General features: G+C 59.4%; 17 protein-coding genes. All 17 read right to left on the bottom strand.

All coding sequences use genetic code 11. The features are described 5' to 3' along the window. Positions 1-15: 15 nt before the first annotated feature. Positions 16-453: a nitrate reductase cytochrome c-type subunit gene (locus AC2FLD_RS07610; protein ID WP_050603713.1), complete on the bottom strand. Its 438-nt coding sequence runs from the start codon at positions 451-453 to the stop codon at positions 16-18. A gap of 12 nt (positions 454-465) precedes the next feature. Next, positions 466-1383 (bottom strand): quinol dehydrogenase ferredoxin subunit NapH, encoded by a 918-nt coding sequence (gene napH / locus AC2FLD_RS07605; RefSeq protein ID WP_496668332.1) that lies wholly within the window; start codon positions 1381-1383, stop codon positions 466-468. Next, positions 1380-2198: a ferredoxin-type protein NapG gene (gene napG / locus AC2FLD_RS07600; protein ID WP_496668330.1), complete on the bottom strand. Its 819-nt coding sequence runs from the start codon at positions 2196-2198 to the stop codon at positions 1380-1382. The genes napH and napG overlap by 4 nt, the downstream gene beginning before the upstream one ends. A 27-nt stretch (positions 2199-2225) precedes the next feature. Next, positions 2226-4718, bottom strand: coding sequence for a nitrate reductase catalytic subunit NapA (gene napA / locus AC2FLD_RS07595; protein ID WP_496668328.1), 2493 nt, complete (start codon positions 4716-4718; stop codon positions 2226-2228). Beyond that, positions 4715-5008 (bottom strand): chaperone NapD, encoded by a 294-nt coding sequence (locus tag AC2FLD_RS07590; protein ID WP_496668326.1) that lies wholly within the window; start codon positions 5006-5008, stop codon positions 4715-4717. The genes napA and AC2FLD_RS07590 overlap by 4 nt, the downstream gene beginning before the upstream one ends. Further along, positions 5005-5520, bottom strand: a complete 516-nt coding sequence (napF, locus tag AC2FLD_RS07585; RefSeq protein ID WP_496668324.1) for a ferredoxin-type protein NapF — start codon at positions 5518-5520, stop codon at positions 5005-5007. Before napF ends, AC2FLD_RS07590 begins: the two co-directional genes overlap by 4 nt. Before the next feature lie 130 nt (positions 5521-5650). Then, the gene (locus tag AC2FLD_RS07580) at positions 5651-6547 is read right to left on the bottom strand and encodes an FAD:protein FMN transferase (protein ID WP_496668322.1); all 897 of its coding nucleotides are present in this window, start codon (positions 6545-6547) and stop codon (positions 5651-5653) included. Further along, complete coding sequence (locus AC2FLD_RS07575; protein WP_496668320.1) at positions 6544-7059, bottom strand: nitrous oxide reductase accessory protein NosL; 516 nt, start codon at positions 7057-7059, stop codon at positions 6544-6546. Before AC2FLD_RS07575 ends, AC2FLD_RS07580 begins: the two co-directional genes overlap by 4 nt. After that, positions 7056-7877, bottom strand: coding sequence for an ABC transporter permease (locus AC2FLD_RS07570; RefSeq protein ID WP_050603721.1), 822 nt, complete (start codon positions 7875-7877; stop codon positions 7056-7058). Before AC2FLD_RS07570 ends, AC2FLD_RS07575 begins: the two co-directional genes overlap by 4 nt. Further along, the gene (locus AC2FLD_RS07565; RefSeq protein WP_496668318.1) at positions 7874-8767 is read right to left on the bottom strand and encodes an ABC transporter ATP-binding protein; all 894 of its coding nucleotides are present in this window, start codon (positions 8765-8767) and stop codon (positions 7874-7876) included. Before AC2FLD_RS07565 ends, AC2FLD_RS07570 begins: the two co-directional genes overlap by 4 nt. Beyond that, positions 8757-10013 (bottom strand): nitrous oxide reductase family maturation protein NosD, encoded by a 1257-nt coding sequence (locus tag AC2FLD_RS07560; protein ID WP_496668316.1) that lies wholly within the window; start codon positions 10011-10013, stop codon positions 8757-8759. Before AC2FLD_RS07560 ends, AC2FLD_RS07565 begins: the two co-directional genes overlap by 11 nt. Before the next feature lie 3 nt (positions 10014-10016). Beyond that, positions 10017-11924, bottom strand: coding sequence for a TAT-dependent nitrous-oxide reductase (gene nosZ, locus AC2FLD_RS07555; protein ID WP_050603724.1), 1908 nt, complete (start codon positions 11922-11924; stop codon positions 10017-10019). 13 nt (positions 11925-11937) lie between these two features. Beyond that, the gene (locus AC2FLD_RS07550; RefSeq protein ID WP_496668388.1) at positions 11938-14061 is read right to left on the bottom strand and encodes a 4Fe-4S binding protein; all 2124 of its coding nucleotides are present in this window, start codon (positions 14059-14061) and stop codon (positions 11938-11940) included. 44 nt (positions 14062-14105) lie between these two features. Then, positions 14106-14528, bottom strand: coding sequence for a DUF2946 family protein (locus tag AC2FLD_RS07545; RefSeq protein ID WP_496668386.1), 423 nt, complete (start codon positions 14526-14528; stop codon positions 14106-14108). 130 nt (positions 14529-14658) lie between these two features. Next, entirely contained in the window at positions 14659-14922 is a 264-nt protein-coding gene (locus AC2FLD_RS07540; RefSeq protein WP_050603726.1) for a hypothetical protein, read from the bottom strand. Further along, complete coding sequence (locus AC2FLD_RS07535; RefSeq protein ID WP_496668314.1) at positions 14879-16504, bottom strand: cytochrome D1 domain-containing protein; 1626 nt, start codon at positions 16502-16504, stop codon at positions 14879-14881. The genes AC2FLD_RS07540 and AC2FLD_RS07535 overlap by 44 nt, the downstream gene beginning before the upstream one ends. Continuing rightward, the gene (nirJ, locus tag AC2FLD_RS07530; protein WP_050603727.1) at positions 16479-17693 is read right to left on the bottom strand and encodes a heme d1 biosynthesis radical SAM protein NirJ; all 1215 of its coding nucleotides are present in this window, start codon (positions 17691-17693) and stop codon (positions 16479-16481) included. The genes AC2FLD_RS07535 and nirJ overlap by 26 nt, the downstream gene beginning before the upstream one ends.

Here is a 17693-nt window from a genome sequence, read left to right as displayed (position 1 = left end):
CAGTCTTGCGTTGGATCAGTTACCGGCGGAGGGCTCGAACACGTTTTCGACCAGCGGCGGCGCGTCTGCCTGCGGAACGTGGCACTGGTTGCAGAAGTACCGGGTTCCGGCAACCTGATCCAACTCGCGACCTTCGCGATCCAGATAGTGAGTCATCGACAAAGTCGGTGCATTGCGCTCACCCGCTTTGGACCAGTCATGGCAGGACAGGCATTGATTGGTGCGTACATCGATCTGATATTGCTCGACCGAGTGTGGGATCAGCGGCGGCTGCTGGCGATAATTGCGCTGCATCCGTCCTTCAACGTTCTTGTGGATTTGATCCAGCGGGATCGGCTCGTCCACTTCCGCGCCTCGCAGGGTTTCGACCTGTGCAGATTGTGCAAGGGCCCATCCGCTCAGCAATAATACGGGTAGAAGGGCAATTCCGCCTGTAACGATTGTTTTTTTCATCTTGGCACTCCCCTAGATAGGTCTGGCAGCGCGCGGCTCAGGCGCGGCAACTGGATCGGAAGGTTGAACGACGTGGTCGTCGAACCGGTGAGTAAAGTTAAAGACATCGACCGCGCAGACATCGATACAGCGTCCGCAGTTTGTGCAGTCGGGTGACAGGATCAGTGGTGTGCTTCCCGGCTTGCCTTTCAGCGCGGGTGAGATCACCTGATTTTCCGGGCAAACCGCGTAACAATCCATGCAGTCGTCACAGGCGGTCCGTTTGGTGGCGCTGATCCGCAGCAGGCTTTTTGACCCGATCAGGCCATAGAACGCTCCGACCGGGCACAGATGCCCGCACCAGCCATGGCGTGAAACGAACACGTCAAAGACAAAGATGGCAGCGATCATGGCCCAGACAAAGCCCATGCCGAAGATCAGCCCGCGATGCAGCATGGTGATCGGATTGATCAATTCCCACGCGATCACGCCGCTCAGCCCCGAGACAAGCAGGACAGTTGCAAGGATCCACAGGCGTGTGCCGCGTTTGGGTTGCCATCCTTTCGGCAGGTCCAGCTTGCGGTGCAGCCAGTTTGCCGCATCCGTCACCGGGTTGATCGGACAAACCCAGGAACAATAGACTCTGCCGCCGATCAGCGCGTAGGTCACCAGAACGATGAGCCCGCCAATCAGCGCCGTCACCTCGGGCCAGTGGCCCGAGACGGCGCTCTGTAACAGGATGAAGGGATCGGTCAATGGCAACACGCCCAGCGTCAGCGATCCTGCCAGTGTGCCTTGGACAATCCAGATGCCGAACCATGGGCCCAGCAAAAACAGAACCAGAAAGAACAACTGACTTGTACGCCGCAATATCAGATAACGATGCGCGCCAAGCCAGCCTTTGCTGGCGACAGCTTCCTGACCGACAGGCATATGTGTGCGGGTGCTCATTGTCCGACCGCCGGCAAGTCATACCCCGGGGCAAACCCGCCCGGAGCGACCAAGTTGTCTGTGCCGGGTCCAGGCAAACGGTCGGGCAGATCGATGATCCCCTCAACCACCGGCGCGCCCTTGGCGGCCTTTTCTTCCCAGCCCTTACGGTAATGCTCTGCCGAGCTGCCGCGCGCCAGCCGCGCGGGCAGGACTTTGATGGCAGCTTCGGGCAGAACACAGCTCTTCTCGCACATGCCACAACCGGTACAGTGATCGGCATGGACGGTCGGAATGAACAGCGCGTGATGGCCTGACCGGGTATTATGCGCGGTTTCCAATGTGATCGCATCGTCAATGACGGGGCAGACGCGATAACAAACGTCGCACCGCAGGCCGAGAAAATTCAGACAGTTCTCCTGATCGACTAGCACCGCGACGCCCATCTCAGCATCGTCGATATTGTCCAGCCCAGGGTCTAACGCTCCGGTGGGACATGCGGCGACACAGGGAATGTCGTCGCACATTTCGCAGGGAATATCCCGCGCGGTGAAATACGGCGTTCCCGTCGCCACCGCGTCGGAACCAAGCTCGGCCAGTTTTAGGGTATCGTAGGGACAATCCCGCACGCACAAACCGCAACGGATGCAGGCCGACAGAAACTCCTTTTCCGGCAAAGCGCCGGGCGGGCGCAAAGCCTGGGCTGGCAGAGCGCGGGCGTCGCGGGCCAGATAGGCCAGCACCGACCCGGCGACCACGCAGCCGCCCGCCGCCCGGGCCGAGTCCTGCAGGAACCGACGCCGCTGCGGCGAAAGGGGTTTGTCGACAAGAGACATGGGAATTAACCGTACAATCCTTGCTGGTTACGCGCGCTCGATCTTACAGGCGCACTTCTTGAAGTCGGTCTCTTTCGACAGCGGGCAGGTCGCGTCCAGCGTCAGCTTGTTGGTCAGCTGGCTTTCGTCAAACCACGGCATGAAGACCAGACCGCGCGGCACCTTGTTCCGACCCCGGGTTTCGACCCGGCTGGTGACCTCGCCACGGCGGGTGGACAGAACGATCTCCTGACCCCGGCGCAAACCGCGATCCTTGGCGTCCTGCGGGTGCATGTAAACCACAGCGGCAGGATAGGCGCGGTGCAGTTCCGGCACCCGGCGAGTCATCGAACCTGAATGCCAGTGCTCGAGCACGCGACCGGTGCACAGCCACAGATCGAATTCCGCATCCGGCTCTTCTGCGGCAGGCTCATACGGCGCAAAGATAATCTTGGCCTTACCATCCTTGTGACCATAGAACTCAACACCGGCGCCCTCTGATACATATGGGTCATAGCCTTCGCGGAAACGGTAAAGCGTTTCTTTACCGTCCACGACTGGCCAGCGTAGACCACGAGCCTGGTGATAAACTTCGAACGGTGCCAGATCGTGCGCGTGCCCGCGGCCGAACTCGGCATATTCCTCGAACAGGCCCTTCTGCACGTAGTATCCGAAATGCTCGGATTCGTCGTTGTCGAAACCTTCAGCAATTTCCGACAGCGGGAATTTATCAATGCTGCCATTGGTGAACAGAACGTCATACATGGTCTTGCCACGGTGTTCCGGCATGGTGGCCAGCAACTCTTCGCCCCAGACCTCTTCGACAGTGAAGCGTTTCGAGAATTCCATCACCTGCCAGACGTCCGACTTGGCCTCGCCCGGTGCCTTGACCTGCTGGCGCCAGAATTGCGTGCGGCGTTCGGCGTTGCCATAGGCGCCTTCCTTCTCGACCCACATGGCGGTGGGCAGGATCAGGTCAGCGGAAACGGCGGTAACTGTTGGATAGGGGTCTGAAACAGTGATGAAGTTTTCCGGGTTGCGATAACCGGGATACCCTTCTTCGTTGATGTTCGGCGCGGCCTGCATGTTGTTGGTGCACTGAACCCAATAGGCGTTCAGATCGCCATCCTTCAGCTTGCGGTGCTGCAGCACGGCGTGGAAGCCGGGCTTGGCCGGAATGGTGCCAGCAGGCACGTTCCAGGCAGTCTCGCAGATCTCGCGATGCTTGTCGTTCATCACCACCATGTCAGCGGGCAGACGGTGGGCAAAGGTGCCGACTTCGCGCGCGGTACCACAGGCCGACGGCTGACCGGTCAGCGAGAAGGGCGAATTGCCGGGTTCCGAAATCTTGCCCACCAGCAGGTGAACGTTGTACATCAACGAGTTCACCCAGGACCCGCGAGTGTGCTGGTTGAAGCCCATGGTCCACAGGCTCATGACCTTGCGGTTGGGGTCAGCATATTGCTTGGCCAGACGCTCCAGCTTGTCAGCGGGAACACCGGACAGTTCCGCAGTGTATTCCAGCGTGTATTCCGAAACGGCCTCGGCATATTCTTCGAAGCTGATCGGATCCATCTTGCCGACATTGGGGTTTTCGGCCGCTTCTTGCAGCGGGTGGTTGTCCCGCAGACCATAGCCGATATCGGTCGCCGTTTTGGTGATGTTGACGTGGTTCTTGACGAACTCTTCGTTCACCGCACCGTTCTGGATGATGTAATTGGCGATATAGTTCAGGATCGCCAGATCGGTTTGCGGTGCAAAGACCATGCCATTGTCGGCCAGCTCGAACGAGCGGTGCTCGTAAGTCGACAGAACATGAACTTCCGAGCCGGGCTTGGTCAGGCGCGTGTCGGTCAGGCGCGACCACAGGATCGGGTGCATCTCGGCCATGTTCGACCCCCACAGCACGAAGGTATCTGCGTGCTCAAAGTCGTCATAACACCCCATTGGCTCATCAATGCCGAAAGTGCGCATAAAGCCAACCACGGCTGAGGCCATGCAATGACGCGCGTTCGGGTCGATGTTGTTCGACCGGAAGCCAGCTTTCATCATCTTGGCAGCTGCATAGCCTTCCCAGACGGTCCACTGGCCTGAACCGAACATGCCGACGCTGGTCGGGCCTTTCTTGGCCAGGGCTTCTTTCCACTTGGCGGCCATCACGTCAAAAGCTTCATCCCAGCTGACCGGCTCGAATTCACCGTTTTTGTCGTAAACGCCGTTGGTCTTTCGCAGCAGAGGCGTGGTCAGACGGTCCTTGCCGTACATAATCTTGGACAGGAAATAGCCTTTGATACAGTTCAGGCCCCGGTTCACCGGCGCGTCCGGGTCGCCTTGCGTAGCAACCACACGACCGTCTTTGGTGCCGACCAGAACCGAGCAGCCTGTGCCACAGAACCGGCAGGCGGCCTTATCCCAGCGGATATCGGGCGCGCCGGTTTGAGCGTTGGCCTGACCGGTCGCCATGGGAATGCCGGCAGCCGAGGCGGTTGCGGCAGCGGCGGATGCCTTGAGGAAAGTACGACGGGATTCAGAGATGGTCATTGCATGGGCCTCCTGCTGGTCGGTTGGCTTTGGGCATTGGATTGCGGAGATGACTCCGCGAGATCTTCGAAATGGTGATAGGTCAGCGACAGTGAGATCACGCCGGGGATCTGGTGCAGATCCATGATGGTGTCCGAGGCCAGCTGGTCGGCTGTATCCTCTACAACCACCACAAACCGACCATCCTCGGCTTCGGCATGAAGCTCGACGCCTTGGGTGCCGGTCATCACCGCACGTGCCGCGTCGGTGTGATCGGGGGCGATGTGGACGAGACAGCCACAGATATTCATAAAGTCACCTCCGGGTGTTGTGGGGTGGGGCGGTGCATCGCTATGGCCCCGGCTGGGCACGCGGCAGAGCAGCTGCCGCATCCGATGCAGGCTTCGAAATCAAGCGCAGGCTCCGCCCGTCCGCCCAGTTGCAGGCGAAAGCGGATGGCGTCCTGCTCGCAATTGTCCTGGCACACGCGGCAACTCACCCCGTTCATTGACAGGCAGCTTGCGACCTCAATCTGCGCACGCCACGGCCACTCGGCCACGCGTTCAGGCAACAATGCTGGGGTTGGACAGGCTTCAGCGCAGTCACCACACATTGTGCAGCCGCCGGCGGAAAGGTCCAGAACAGGAAAACCGCTGTCGTCGAATGTGATGATGTCTTCCGGACAGGCCCCGGCGCAGTCTTCGCAACGTGTGCACAGATCGCTGAAGCCAGATGCAACTGCCCCGGGTGGACGAATAGCATCGCGGTCCTCCCGAAGGATGCGCGCGCTCAGAAAAGCGCGTCTGCTCGTCATCTGGCTCATAGCTGGCGACTCGAATTTGGAAAGATAGGTTCGCGTCTCTACTTCCTAGCGGTCTGAAACCGCGCACGATTTGACCTATATCATATTTTTCGAGAATTTTTTTGACCGATCTGAGAATTGTGATCCATTGTCATACATTCAATTCGACACGGGCTTCGGAGAAGCGCCCTGCGATCCCTTGTACTTTGCCGGCAGGCGCTGCGCAAATCGCCGTGGACAGCCCATCTGCAATTGCCGCTTCCGGGGCGGAAACCGAAACAGTTCTGTCGCGGCTTGCGGGCCCATCGGGGGTAATGATGTGCCCGCATCCCTGGCTAAGCTGAGTCGCCAGCGAAGACGATGTCGCCACTGCCCGGTCGCGCAATTCAATCCGCTTCAGAACCGTCTGATCCGGCGCTGCCAGCCCAACTTTCCAGGGTGTACCATCGCCCCGCGCGCCCAAAGCGGCAACCTCGCCCATATCAACCAGAATGTCGCGTAGACCGAAGCTGCGCAGCAGTGCGGCGATCCGATCCGTGATCGCGCCCTGTGCAATGCCGTTCAACGTCAGGGCCGACTGGCCGGGCACGGGAAGACGCACGGCCGAAGCATCGAAAGACACCTGTTCCCAGCCTACCACTTGCTGAATTTCATCCAAGTCTTCAGGACGTGCCCCCGTTGCCAATGCGTACCACAGGGGTTGAATGCTTGGATCAAATGCTCCGTCCGAGGCCTGATGCAGCGCTGCGCACAGGCTCAGCACGTTCAACAATTCAGGAGCCGGCGCTGTCAGAACACCGTCGCGATTCAAGCGGCTGAGCTGCGACTGGGGGCGATACAAGCTGAAGATGTCCTCCAGCCGGGCAACCTCGGTCTCGACGGCGGCAATGACAGGTGCGGCTTCAGCGTCCGTTAGCCCGACCAACCGCAAACTCGCAGCGGCACCCAACGCAGTGCCCTGCCAGCGCGCGTCAGAGGCCGTAGCCGGAGTGGCCGCAGCACAGGCGGCTGAGATGATCAGAAATCGGCGGCGGGACAGGGCGGTCATACAGGGGTCTCCAACTTCAGATCAAGATCAACAGGGCCGAGCACTTCGGCATCCGGGATGTCAGGCAGACCCAATGCGGTTCCGCCGTAGATCTCGATGAATGCCTGGGCATCAGCAGGATTGGCAAAGGGCACCACTTCGCGCGCACCCATGCCGCCTGCCACATCGGCCCCAACAACGAAGGTCGCACCATCAGCCGCGATCCAGTTCGAGATGCCCGGCTGTCGCCAACTTGGCGCGATGCCCATATCGCTGACATAGACGGCAGTTATGTCGGCATCACGCTCAGGGCTTTTGAGGTATGCGACCATGTCGCGCACCTGTGCAAAGAACAGCGGTGCGGGATACCCCTCCAGATGGATCTGGCCCTTGGGGCCGCCGTGCTCGGCTATGTTCATCTGGCAGAAAAAGCTCAGCGCATCGGTGGTCAGATCGACCGGATCGGGAGCCTCGGCGACATCTTCCTTGCAAGCAACCAACGCGATCAACGCGATCAGGGCGAGGTGTTTCATGGCTCGACCCTCCGGAATGCCAGCCGCGCAAGAGCAAAGCCTATGACCGGCCAGATCAACAAAGAGGCGGGCGCGGCCCATACGGGCAATGCCTGAGCGGCCCCGGTCATGCCTGATGCCATTGCTACGCCCTCAGTCGCAGCAATGTTCCACAAACGGAATGCGTCGGCCGGGTTGGCCACCATCACCCATGGAAAGACGGATTGGGTGAAGGCGCCGCCCTTATCCATGACGACAGCCCCCAACAGGCCCAGATCATAGAGGACGACAAAAACCAGCCAAAGCCCGGCCGACAGACCTGCTGCCGCCGTAGCGCCCCTCGCCAGAGCTGACAGCAGGTATCCCAGCGCCAGAAACACGGCGCCCAACAGAATCGAGGTGAGGATGAGGCGGACCAGAGCCATCAGGCTCTCTTGCCCTGCACCACCAAAGTAAGCGGCCACTGCGCCTGCGGTGCCGAAACCCACGGTCATGGCAAAAGCCAGCGCCGCAAGATGGGCGGTGAATTTGCCCAACAGTATTTCTCCGCGCCCCGCAGGGTAGGACAGGAGCAGCGACAGGCTGCCCCGGTCCACGTCGCCTGCGATGGCGTCGAAAGCGATCATCAAGGCCAGCAGCGGTGCGAGGTAAACCGACAAAGTAGTCATCGATGCGACCGAAACGGTCAGCATGTCGACGCCCAGTGTGCCAGTTGGTGCGCTGCCTGCGAAGGTGAGGGCCAAAGCGAACAGAACCATGATCAGTGTGGCGACCAGCAGCCAGCGATTGCGGCGAAGGATCAGCATCTCGGTGCGGGTGATGGCGAGGAAGCGGGTCATAGCCTCTCCTCCTGTGCGTAATAACGATAGAGATCTTCCAGTTTCGGTGGCGTCATCTCGACGTCAGCCACCGCATCGCCCATGCCAGCGATGCGGCGCAGGGCTTCCATCTTGTCGGACGGGGTACAGAGCAGCTCCACCGATGCGCCATTGATACGGCTGCCACCCAGTTCGGCGGCCAGGGCATCAGCGTTGGCACTGGCGCGCACCTTCAAGCGGATTGGTAGACCTGCCAGCGCCGACAGGTTGTTCAGCGTGTCGTCGGCTACCATCCGGCCCTTGCGCATGATGGCGATGCGGTCGGTGCGGGCCTCGACCTCGGTCAGCGCGTGGGACGCGATCAACACGGCAGTGCCTTGCGCGGCCAGCTCGTCGATGATGGCATAGAGATCCTGCCGGGAAATCGGGTCCAGGCCCGAGGTTGGCTCGTCCAGTAGCGCCACTTTCGGCTGGCCCAGCAGAACCTGCGCCAGACCCAGACGTTGCCGCATCCCTTTGGAATAGGCACCGATCCGGCGGTCCAAAGCATCGCTGAGGCCAACGCGTTCCAGCAGGCCTGGCACATCGGCCTTTGCGCCGGACAACTTGGCGAACAGGGTCAACTGTTCTCGCCCTGTTAACGCCGGATGAAACGACACCGCCTCGGGCAGATATGCCGTTTCTTGCCGCGCCTGTGCGCTGCCGGGGGTTGCGTCTCCGATCCGAATGGCTCCGCCGTGAATCGGCGTCAGGCCGAGGATGGTTTTGATCAGAGTCGACTTGCCCGCGCCGTTATGGCCCAGCAGCGCCACGCGCTGGCCGGGGGCAAGGGACAGGGTGATATCGTCAAGAACGCGGGTTTTCCCTCGGTCCTTGAGAACATGGTCAATTGACAGGGCCTTATCCGTCATGAGGCACCTTTTTCATAGCTGGGGGTTCAGGGGCTTGCATCAGTGGATTGCTGTCCATAACACCGCCCGGCAACAGCGCCGGGAAGGCCGATTGCGACCAGCGCACCAGCTGCACGGCAGGGGAGCCGAGCAGCAATTTGGCTGCGGGTTGGGTCCACAGCACATGGTCCATCGAGTCATTGGGGCGATAGGGGGCATCGGCGATGCCGTTGCCATCCACATCATAAGCGGCGAAGTCGGACCAGTAATTGCCGCGCCCGTCTTCAGACCACTCGACCCATTTGGTCGAGACATATTTCACCTGCGTCCGGTTGCCGATGAAGGCATTGCCGACAATGCGGTTGCGTTCGCTGCCAGCGGTAAAGTGGATGCCGATGCCGCATCCCTGGAACCAGTTATCGGTGAATTCGTTCTTGTTGGAATTATAGAGGAAGGTGCATTTCTCTTTCGCGCCTTTCACCACATTCCCGGTGATGGTGCTCTTGTTGGCGTAGTTCAGCATAACGCCATGTTCACGGTCGCCGATCGAGACATTGTTGGCCACCGTCACATTGGTCGTGAACATTACCGCATAGCCCAGATCGTTGCCGATCGAGACGTTGTCGCTGACGACCGAGTCGTCGGCATACATGTAATGCACGGCAAATCGCAAATCGCGGAACAGATTTCCAGTGAAGGTATTCTTCTTGGACGAGTTCACAAAGATCCCGTCGCGCCCGTAGCGGATGTCGTTACCTTCAACCACCGCACCTGGCGCGTTCCAGACATAGACGCCATTGCCGCGGTCGTTCATCCGCTGGTCCAAACGTCCTTCAATCCGGTTACCACGAACGATGCTGTCCTTGGCACCATGAATGTCGACGCCATAAAGGTTGCCCAGCAGCACGTTATCCTCGACCACCGGCGCAAAGGCCGTCTTGGTCAGTTGAATGCCGCTGTCGATCCCGTCATGGCTGGAACCTGATCCGATCAAGGTCAGCCCGCGCACCGTCACGCCCGACCCAGTCACGGTGATGACGCTGCCGTTGCCCTGCCCGTCGATGGTAGCCTGTCCCAGCCCGTCAAGGGTGACGGGCCGGTCCAGAACCAGCGTCTCAGGGTAAATGCCGGGGCTCAGGCGAAGGGTGTCTCCATCCGCCGCCTGCGCCAGTATTTCGTTGATGGCCCCTGCCCGGTTGGGCACATCCCAGTCCGCCGCCCAAAGGGGCGAGCCGAGCAGGAGCGGTATGAGCAGGGACCAACGCATGGGTTATGCTCCCTGCGGTTCGACCAGCATCCGGCCGCGCATTTCCATGTGCAGCGCGTGGCAGAACCACTGGCAATAGAACCAGTGTACGCCCGGACGGTCAGCGGTGAAGGTGACCGAGGCGGTTGCCAGCGGTGCAACTTCCATTGCGATACCGTAGTTACCCAGGCAGAAGCCGTGGGTCACATCGTCCACGTCATCCAGGTTGGTGATGTAAACAGTCACCTCGTCACCCTGTTTGACGGTGAACTTCTCAAGGCTGAAGGTCGGTGCCTGTGAAGTCATGTAGACCCGCACCTTGTTGCCATCCCGGATCGGTTCCTCGGCGCCTTCTTCCAGATCGATGCCATCTGCCTCGGCCTGTTTCCGGGCGTCTTCCCATGTGACATCGTTCCGATCCCATACGTTGACCGGATTAACGATGTCAGCACGAACCATGATCGAGTCATGCGGCTCGGCAAAGGTTGGGCCGTCGTGCACCACTTTCATCTCGTTCGATGAGATATCGATCAACTGCTCGTTCTCAGGCTTGAGCGGACCCGTGTTCAGGAACCGGTCTTTCGAGAACTTGTTCATCGAAATCAGCCACTTGCCATCGGCTTCTTTGGTTTCACCCATGGTGGTCGAGTTGTGGCCCGGTTGATAATGCACATCGACCTTCGAGATGATCGGGTCCACATCAGCGCCGCCGTAAGCCTCGATTGCCTTGTCGAGATTCCACTTCACGATCTGACTGTCGAGGAACAGTGTGGTGAACGCATTGCCCTGACCGTCATAAGCAGTGTGAAGCGGGCCAAGACCCAGCTGCGGTTCACCCACGATGCACGACCGCGGGTCGGCGTCGCTTTCGAACAGTGCGTCCAGCTTGGTCACATCCATGATCGACACGGTCGGCGACAGCTTACCGTTGATGCAGACGTGCTTGCCGTCGGGCGCGGTGTTGATGCCGTGCGGCGAGTTCGGGATCGGGATGTAGCGGGTGTACTTCTTGTTCTGACCCTTACGGCCGTCCAGAACCTTGACGCCTTTCAGTTCCTGATAGTCGCCAGCTTCGATACCCGCTTCGATTTCCGCGAGGTTGAAGACAACGACGTGGTCCAGCTCGTTTTCAGTCATCTCGGCCAGGTTCATACCCATTTCCGAGTTGTATGAGGTCGAATAGGCGTATTTACCTTGATAGTCACAGTCGGTGTTGTCGAGGTTCCCCGACACGATCACCTGCCACGCGACTTCCATGGTGTCGCCGTCCAGCGCGGTGAAGATGTTCACGTATTGCGACGGATCATCCAGCACGCTGCCGTCATTGACCAGCGGCGTTTCATCTTCACCATTGGCAAAGACATAACCGGTACGCGGGAATTTTTGCGGACGCAGACCGTGGATCGCCTTGGCGTTCGGGATCTCGGTGATCTTGTCGCATTTCATCACGTCGCAACGCACACGAGCGACGCGGGTGTTGGCCTTGTCATTCATGAACAGGTAACGGCCATCATAGGTGCCGTCGGTGAACGACATATGCGGGTGGTGAAGGTCGCCGTTATCATAGGTTTTCATGCCGCGCTTGGCGAGAAACTCTTTGGTTTCAGGCAGAAGACCGTCGGTCATGATCTTCAGCGACTCGTTGGTCTGACCCCAGCCAGTGGCCGAGCAGCGGTTAAACACAGGCACGCGCATCAGCTCGCGCATGGACGGGAAACCCAGGATGCGCAATTCGCCGGTCTGACCTGAAGACCAGAAGCCGTAATATTCGTCCAGTTCACCGGGTTGCAGATTGGCATTGGCGGCAGCGCTGGCCTCTTTCGCGGTCATCAGGGTCGAGCCCAGACCGGTCCCGGCCAATACGGCGCCGGTTGCTGTTGCACCCAGCATCCCACGGCGTGTGACGGTTAGTTTCTTGTCATGTTCCGACATGATCGTTCCTCCTTTAGGAAACGTTTTGCGGTTTGGCGTTTGGATGGTTCGCCGGTGGTTGTCCGAGTGGGGTCTTAAGATCGACCGACCCTGTCTTGGCCCGCCGTTTCAACTGGCGGATAACGACGGGACATTTGTCCTCGGACTGGTAGAGCACCTGACAATGCAGGCAGGTGACGCACTCGTTCGGATTGATCTCACCGGTGGGGTGGATCGCCTGAACGGGGCATTCATTGGCGCAGGTTTGACAGGGCGTGCCGCAATCCTTGTAGCGGCGCAGCCAGTCGAACATGCGCATCCGGGCTGGGATCGCCAGCGCCCCGCCCAGCGGGCAGAGATAGCGGCAATAGAACCGTTCGATGAACAGCCCGATCCCCAGCAGGAGCAGCGCAAAGACCACGAAAGGCCAGTCGCGCATGAATTTCAGAATGATCGCGGTCTTGAACGGCTCGATCTCGGCATATTTCTCGGCCAGCGGGATCGAGACAAAGCTGAGACCGAAAAGCCCAAGGAAGATCATGTATTTTGCGGGCCAGAGGCGTTCGTTCAGGCCCCAGGGTAGGGTCCATTGCGGAACTTTCAGCGCACGCGCGATCTTGTTGGTCAGTTCCTGCAAGGCACCAAACGGGCACAGCCAGCCGCAATAGGCCCCACGACCCCAGAACAGCAGGGCAGCTGCCACAGCGAACCACTGGATGAACACCAGCGGGTCCAGCAGGAATGCGTCCCAGCTAAATCCGGTGCGCAGGCTGCCTGCCAACGCCATCAGGTTCACCACGCTCAGCTGTGCATTGGCGTACCAGCCGATGAAGAACAGGGTCATGCTCAGGTAACCGATGCGGAACCAGTAGAAGAACCGCGCATTCATCGTGGCGTGAAACTGGAAGAAGAACGTCGCACTCAGCACCAGAAGCATGACGCCAAGAACGCCGATCTCAACCGTGCGGTCCTTCCAGATGCGTTGCCACAAGGCAGCTTTGGCCGTAGCTTCGCCGGTTGCGTCGTCCACCACAGCCGGGGCTGCAACGGGCAGCAGGTACTGCTCGGGCAATTTATAGCCCAGATCGAAGGTCAGAAAGGTTTTCTCAACCGCTCCGACGGCCCGTTGAACCAGAAGTTGCAGACGGAAGGGCTCAGCCGGGTCGAACTCGGCGTCGGCGGGGATCTTGAAAATATCCAACTCGGTAAAGCTGGGCGCATCGGACGCGGCAACCTTGCCCAATCGACGCTGCTGCTTGTCGAAGAACCGCACCGAATTGTCGCCCTGGATCAGCTGAATACGGTCGAAAATTCCTCCGCGCACATAGCCTGATCCCTTGAAGCTGTAAGCCCCACGGCCCAGCACCAGAATGGCCTGTTCGCCCTCGTCCAGCCATTCGGTCAGGTTCTGATACTCGGCCTCGCCCAGCAGCGATTTACCGATTGAAGGGACCGAGACCAGCGCCATATGCATGTCGATGAAGGTGTCATCAGGCTCGCCCGGTTCGGGGCGCTTGATCGCGCGCTGATCGCCGGTTGCTTCAAACGCCGCATTGACCTGTCCGATATCCAGCGTCAGCCGCCGCACCGAGCCATCCCCGGACAGGGTGGTCCAGTCATAGACCTCATCCTTCGCCATATCGACTTCGCGTTTCGGCCCGTCAGCCAGCAGCGCAGACAGCCCGCCCAATCCCAGCGCGCGCGCCACTTTGATACCGCCGCGCACGAGGCTGTCATCAATCACCATGATCGTGACCGTCGCGCCCGAGATGATGTCGAGGTCATGCCCCTCACCACCGGTTTCGGCCTCTACCTTCAGGTCCAGGCCTGTATAGCCTTCGGTCAGCTCTACCATGCGAGAATTGGGGATACCGATCAGCACGATGGGTTCAGAGTGCTTGACCAGTTGCACGCCAGTCAGCACAGCATCCTCATCGATGCCGGCGACCACATGGATCGGTTTGCCGGAATAGCCCGTCGTTCCCACAAAGTCAGACGTCAGGAACGCCCAGGCTACGGTCTCGCCACCCTTCAGGACAGGCGCAACCGGAACGTCATCGCGCACCGGACCAAAGGCATCAGCACCGGGGGCCAGATCGGCAGGTTTAATCTCGGGCAGAAAACTGGCCAGACTGTCAGCATGGACACTGATCGCCATCAGGCAGGACAGGGTGAAAGCCAGCAGGAAAGGGATTGCGCGACTTACGACCACGGCGCACCTCCGAATACTTGGGTGGACGCCATGGACGCGCGCGGGGCGCGTTCAGATTCTTCTTGGGTCGCAAACGGGGGGCCTCGGGTTTCGGGCCACAGTCGTTTCGAGTTGTACAAATTGCACAGATGCCCGAAAGCAGGGCGCACAATTTCCACGTTGCGGGCCGTGACCAGCAGCGGAGAGTCTGGCACGGGTCCTGCCGTTGTCACCGCGCAAAGCGCGCAGTCGGCACATTTCGGGCAGGGAACGGTTGGATCGGTGTTTTCCTCCTCAAGGTCTACCTCAACCCAAACCGCCCCTGCCTCCGAGCAGATCTCCACCCACATGCTTTGTCCGGGACTCGCCAGCACCGGACCAAGCATTTGCAACAACAGAAGGAGGACGCCCGCCAATCCACATGCCGCACGCATGGCACGGTCAGGGAGAATGTGGAGAAATTGATAGGCGGACATGGAGAATCCAACTCGGAAATCTTTTCAAAACCGTATGGGAATCTCTCTTTCCGATACTTGACTTTGGTCAGGCAGGCAGACTTTTTGCTCAGCCGTCTGCCTCGTCCATCAATCCGCGTACCCAGCGCCCTGCCAGCCATGTCGCAGGAATGCCCAAAGGGATGGACCAAAGAAGGGCCGGAACGGGTTCAATCGCCCCAAATCCGACACTGTGCGAAATTAAGCCCAGCAAAAACAAATTGATGGCCACGGTCAGTGCCGTGGCGGGGTAAAGCAGAATGGCCAGTTTCCAAACCGGCCATTTTTCCTCAGTGGCTGGTGCCTTCCGAGAAGGTGATCTTGTTCCAGACATTGTATTTCCCCGAAGGTTTGCGCATCGGCAAACGCCGGACTTCTTCCAGTGTTTGCGCGTCATAGACGATCACTGCGCCGTCATCTTCCCAGATCGAAACCAGCGCGTGGCTGCCATCCCTGGTAAACTCCACATGGGCGACGGTTTTACCCGGCGCGGGGCGCAGAGTCTTCACGATTTCAAGGCTTTGCTTGTCGATCACATGCATAGCGTCCTTGTTCGGACCAAAAAATACATCAGCCCAGACATAAGGCGAGTTTTCATGGCTGCGCATGAAGAACCCAGGCCCTTCGGTCTTGATCCGTTTGACAGTTTCCCAGCTTTCCATATCGATTACCGACACGGTGCCATCGGTCAGATGCGGTGTGGCCATGACGGTTGTATCGCCATGCTTCCATGTGATGCCCGAGCCAAGATGCGGCATCCCCGGCAGGTCCAGATCGGCCACTTTGTGCCCGATGACCAGATCAATCACTTGACCGCCCTTTCCATCGCGGGATGCACCCATGACGTATTCATAACTCTGGTCGAAAAAGAAATCGTCCAGATAGTCGAGCGTGGTGATCTTGCGCACAGGGAAAGGGTTTGGGTTCTTGAACTGCCCTTCAATGCGGAAATCGTGCCCGATACCAAATTGAGGTGGGTTGGCCCCGTAGAATACTTCCCAGATCTCTGGCACATCTTTCAACGCCAACACAAAGCTTTCCCGCGGCGGTGCCTGATACACGGCAGACACACGGCTGGGCACGCCCTTCTTGCTTTTCACTTCAATGACGGTGGCTACCGAAAGGTCCTCGGTCGACAGCAGGGTCAGACTGTTGGGCAAGTAATTCGCAACGGCGACCCATTTTCCGTCACCTGACATGGCAATGTTGCGGCTGTTGAGGCCCGCGCGCACACGTCCAACCTGTTTTAACGCCCAGATGTCGTATTTCTGGACCCAGCCATCGCGGGACATGATAAAGACGTACCGGCCATCGGGGCTGAATTTCGGCCCGCCATGAACGGCAAAGGGGGTCTCGAACCGGTCCAGAACTTCAAACGTGTCGCCGTCCAGAACGCTGACATGATGGTCGCCAGTCTCAACCACCAGTGTGATGTTCATCGGGTCGCTGTCCCACGCGGGTGCTTCAACTGGGGCGTAATCCTCGTCCAGAGTGCGGCTGGCCATGATGTCAGCTTGGCCCCATTCCGGGTTACTCTCGAGCGGAGATTTCAGCCACCCCGCCAGTTCCTCGATCTGTAACGCGTCGAGTTCATGTGAAAACGCAGGCATCTGCGTCGCAGTGCGGCCCTCGGCGATCACCGCCGCAACCCGCGGCCCCCGCATCCGCTTCAAAGTCTCGGGGATCAAAGCCGGCCCAACGCCGCCCAAGCGGTTCTCTCCGTGGCACGAAGCGCAGTGTTCAGCGTAATCCGAGGGCGCATCAGCCCAAGCCACGCCAATGCTCAGAACTGAACACATCAGCCCGATCTTCATCTTTTTCCAAATACTTCCGCCGGAGGCTCCTGCACGCGCCACAGGTGTCACGATTTGACAGAACAGAGACGGGTTATCAAAAGAACTGATGCGCCGGATCATTGCTTTTCCCCCGGAACGGTGTGACCTGCAGGCGCTCTCCTGCGTCATCCACGCCGATTTCTTCGTTTGACAGGTAACAGGCCGGATCTTCGGCCCATGGATCGCCAGTCAGTTGCAAGGCGCGAATACGCGTGTTGCCACCGCAGACGTCCTTCAGCTCACATGCACCGCAGCGGCCTTTAAGGGGGCGTGGGCGGGTGCGTAGCATGGCCAGCATCGGGTCATCGCTGGTCCAAAGCTCGGAAAACGGTTTGGTCTTCACATTGCCGACCGTGTAATCGGACCAATACGTGTCGGGATGAACCCGGCCCAGGTTGTCGATGTTGGCGACGCCCAAACCGCTGGAATTCCCACCCCAGGCGGACAGGTGCGCACGCACATGGGCGGCCTTCTCGGCATCAAAATGCGTGCGAATCCAATTCAGGAAATACCCTGCGTCGGCGTCATTGTTGCCAGTCACAACGTCCAATGGTCGCCCACCCGACGCGGCCTCCCACGCGCGCTCCAACAGCAGGTCCAATCCCTTGCGGGTGCGCTGATGTTCGGCGTCTTCGCCTCGGTTCTTGTCACCACGTCCGGCATAGACGAGGTGGGACAGGTAAAATTTGTCGACGCCTTCATCATCACACAGTTGCAGCAGGTCCGGCAGGTGATGCTGTGTGCCTTCGGTCAGGCAAAATCGCAGACCAACCTTGATACCACGTTTCTTGCATTCGCGTACGCCGCGCAGGGCGTCGGCAAAGGCACCTTCGACACCGCGGAACCAGTCATTGGTGGCTCCGATCCCATCCAAGGAAATGCCCACATAGTTGAAACCCACATCGGCTATCATGTCGGCGGTTTCATCGTAAATCCGCGTGCCGTTGGTCGACAAGGCCAACATCGGCACCAGGTCGCGGGCGCGCTTTGCAATGTCGAAGAAATCGAACCGGTCCAGCGGCTCCCCACCCGAGAGGATCAAGGCCGGGACGCGAAACTGGCCAAGATCCTCAAGGGTTACCATGGCTTGCTCATGACTGAGCTCACCTGGGAACGCAACATCCGCCGAGACGGTATAGCAATGGCGGCACTTCAGGTTGCAACGCCGCGTCAGGTTCCAGATCACCACCGGTTTCACTGGGCCGGGGCGGCGTTTGCGCACCGGGGTCGGGTTGACGAGTTGGTGCATGTATTCTGTCAGGCGGAACAT

It is taken from the genome of Ruegeria sp. CDSA021, assembly GCF_059612325.1.
Note: the sequence above shows the minus strand (reverse complement) of the source record. Positions and strands in the feature narration are given on the sequence as shown.

Coding starts and splice junctions, on each gene's coding strand:
- AC2FLD_RS07610 (WP_050603713.1), bottom strand. CDS start 453: ATGAAAAAAACAATCGTTACAGGCGGAATTGCCCTTCTACCCGTATTA.
- napH (WP_496668332.1), bottom strand. CDS start 1,383: ATGAGCACCCGCACACATATGCCTGTCGGTCAGGAAGCTGTCGCCAGC.
- napG (WP_496668330.1), bottom strand. CDS start 2,198: ATGTCTCTTGTCGACAAACCCCTTTCGCCGCAGCGGCGTCGGTTCCTG.
- napA (WP_496668328.1), bottom strand. CDS start 4,718: ATGACCATCTCTGAATCCCGTCGTACTTTCCTCAAGGCATCCGCCGCT.
- AC2FLD_RS07590 (WP_496668326.1), bottom strand. CDS start 5,008: ATGAATATCTGTGGCTGTCTCGTCCACATCGCCCCCGATCACACCGAC.
- napF (WP_496668324.1), bottom strand. CDS start 5,520: ATGAGCCAGATGACGAGCAGACGCGCTTTTCTGAGCGCGCGCATCCTT.
- AC2FLD_RS07580 (WP_496668322.1), bottom strand. CDS start 6,547: ATGACCGCCCTGTCCCGCCGCCGATTTCTGATCATCTCAGCCGCCTGT.
- AC2FLD_RS07575 (WP_496668320.1), bottom strand. CDS start 7,059: ATGAAACACCTCGCCCTGATCGCGTTGATCGCGTTGGTTGCTTGCAAG.
- AC2FLD_RS07570 (WP_050603721.1), bottom strand. CDS start 7,877: ATGACCCGCTTCCTCGCCATCACCCGCACCGAGATGCTGATCCTTCGC.
- AC2FLD_RS07565 (WP_496668318.1), bottom strand. CDS start 8,767: ATGACGGATAAGGCCCTGTCAATTGACCATGTTCTCAAGGACCGAGGG.
- AC2FLD_RS07560 (WP_496668316.1), bottom strand. CDS start 10,013: ATGCGTTGGTCCCTGCTCATACCGCTCCTGCTCGGCTCGCCCCTTTGG.
- nosZ (WP_050603724.1), bottom strand. CDS start 11,924: ATGTCGGAACATGACAAGAAACTAACCGTCACACGCCGTGGGATGCTG.
- AC2FLD_RS07550 (WP_496668388.1), bottom strand. CDS start 14,061: ATGGCGATCAGTGTCCATGCTGACAGTCTGGCCAGTTTTCTGCCCGAG.
- AC2FLD_RS07545 (WP_496668386.1), bottom strand. CDS start 14,528: ATGCGTGCGGCATGTGGATTGGCGGGCGTCCTCCTTCTGTTGTTGCAA.
- AC2FLD_RS07540 (WP_050603726.1), bottom strand. CDS start 14,922: ATGTCTGGAACAAGATCACCTTCTCGGAAGGCACCAGCCACTGAGGAA.
- AC2FLD_RS07535 (WP_496668314.1), bottom strand. CDS start 16,504: ATGATCCGGCGCATCAGTTCTTTTGATAACCCGTCTCTGTTCTGTCAA.
- nirJ (WP_050603727.1), bottom strand. CDS start 17,693: ATGTTCCGCCTGACAGAATACATGCACCAACTCGTCAACCCGACCCCG.